The sequence below is a fragment of the Seonamhaeicola marinus genome, assembly GCF_008085455.1.
Genome location: NZ_VSDQ01000525.1, coordinates 1 through 359, shown reverse-complemented (window position 1 = coordinate 359; position 359 = coordinate 1). Strand labels below are relative to the sequence as shown.

The following is a 359-nucleotide window of genomic DNA, read 5'->3' as shown; positions in this document are numbered from 1 at the left end:
ATTTAGAGGTGTTGCTGGGGCTAGTAACGGCATGGACAGAGTACAAGGAGACCACATGGGTATGTTAGCTACAGTAATTAACGGTTTAGCTTTACAAAGCGCTTTAGAAGATGCTGGCCTACCAACCAGATTACAAACAGCAATTAAAATTAATGAAGTAGCTGAACCTTTTATTAGACGAAAAGCTATGAGACACCTTGAAAAAGGACGCGTAGTTATTTTTGGTGGTGGTACAGGCAACCCATATTTCACAACAGATTCTGCGGCTGTTTTAAGAGCTATAGAAATTGAAGCCGATGTTATTTTAAAAGGCACACGTGTTGATGGTATTTACACCGCAGACCCTGAAAAAGATAAAG

The 359-nt window shown here is 40.1% G+C and carries 1 protein-coding gene; it reads left to right on the top strand.

All coding sequences use genetic code 11. The features are described from left to right. Nucleotides 1–359: uridine monophosphate kinase (locus FUA24_RS08075; RefSeq protein ID WP_394344194.1), on the top strand; the 359-nt coding region annotated here is incomplete at both ends.